1 protein-coding gene is annotated in these 462 nt (G+C 66.0%); it reads right to left on the bottom strand.

What is annotated here, in order from left to right; all coding sequences use genetic code 11:
- Nucleotides 1-447, bottom strand: a 447-nt coding sequence (locus tag AC1D1Y_RS26375) for a methylmalonyl-CoA mutase family protein (protein WP_477684949.1), incomplete at its 3' end; no start/stop codon positions are given.
- Nucleotides 448-462 lie beyond the last annotated feature (15 nt).

The raw sequence follows: 462 nt of genomic DNA, 5'->3' as shown, positions 1-462 counted from the left end.
GAACAGGATCTTCATGTCCTCGACCGAATCAATCGCCACACCGGCCTTGCCGACATCGCCCGTCACACGTGGATGGTCAGAGTCATAGCCGCGGTGCGTGGCCAAGTCAAACGCGACCGACACGCCCTGCCCGCCCGCAGCCAGCGCCTTGCGGTAGAACGCGTTGGACTCTTCAGCGGTGGAGAAACCCGCGTACTGGCGGATGGTCCAGGGGCGCACGGCGTACATCGTGGCCTGGGGGCCGCGCAGGTAGGGCTCGAAACCTGGCAGCGTGTCGGCGTGCTTCAGCTCGGCCGTGTCTGCCGCCGTGTAGAGGGGTTTGACCACGATGCCGTCGGGCGTGATCCAGTTCAGCGCGTCCACGTTGCCACCGGGGGCGGACTTGGCTGCGGCCTTGGCCCACTGCTCCAGCGTGGCGGTTTTGAATTCAGGGTTCTGGTCAGTCATGGCGTGGTCCGCGGG

The sequence above is a fragment of the Polaromonas sp. P1_G1 genome (assembly GCF_056405595.1).
Note: the sequence above shows the minus strand (reverse complement) of the source record. Positions and strands in the feature narration are given on the sequence as shown.